At 77.2% G+C, this 688-nt stretch carries 1 protein-coding gene and 1 pseudogene; one reads left to right on the forward strand and one right to left on the reverse strand.

Features of this window, described 5'->3' with window-relative positions; all coding sequences use genetic code 11:
• The coding region (locus EAO70_RS34900) for a MerR family DNA-binding transcriptional regulator (RefSeq protein WP_148006831.1) at window positions 1-139 on the reverse strand (139 nt) is incomplete at its 3' end.
• On the opposite strand from EAO70_RS34900, the pseudogene EAO70_RS38605 reads away from it, so the two are divergent.
• A pseudogene (locus EAO70_RS38605) lies at window positions 101-688 on the forward strand (hypothetical protein); the annotation flags it as partial. The gene EAO70_RS34900 and the pseudogene EAO70_RS38605 overlap by 39 nt on opposite strands.

Here is a 688-nt window from a genome sequence, read left to right on the forward strand (position 1 = left end):
GCACCCTCAGCACGGCGCCCTCGTCGTACTCCCGGTACCCGTTGGCGCCCCGGCCGGCCTCCAGGAGGCCCTGGGCCTCGTAGTAGCGCAGCTGATGGGCGTGGACACCCGTCCGACGGCTCAACTCCCCTATCCGCACCGCAACCCCGCCCTCGATCCCGTACGCGAGGACGCGCCTGCTCCCGAGCACGTCTACGAACTCGACGTCCTCGAACCGCCCCGCCCGGCCCCCGGCGGCCGACGGGCCGCGCGTGGTGCCGCGCAGGGCCGTGCCGCCGCGCGCAAGGGCCGCCGAGGACGGAGCCGTCGCGGCCGGGTGGTCCTGATGGGCACCCTCGGCCTGGTGATCGCGGCCGGATCGCTCGGCATGGCCCGGCTCGCCCTGGAGGACCCGGAGCGGGCCGGCGCCGCGACGGCGGTGGAGGAACTCGACGTCACGCGGTCCCCGCTCGCCCCGGACCCGGTCGAGAGCACGGAGGCTCCGGGCGGCGGCGATCCGTCGCCGGTCACGTCCGCGCCGAACCGCCCCCGCCGGGTGAGCGCGACGACGAGCACGGGCACGGGCTCCGGTCCGGACATGGGAACCGGCACCGGCTCCGGGACGGGCGCCGGTACGGGGACGGAGTCGGGCTCCGGTACCGGGTCCGGGGCGAGCGGGGACCGCGTGACGTCGAGTTCCTCCACCGCC

Source organism: Streptomyces sp. adm13(2018) (assembly GCF_008042145.1).
Taxonomy (GTDB): domain Bacteria; phylum Actinomycetota; class Actinomycetes; order Streptomycetales; family Streptomycetaceae; genus Streptomyces.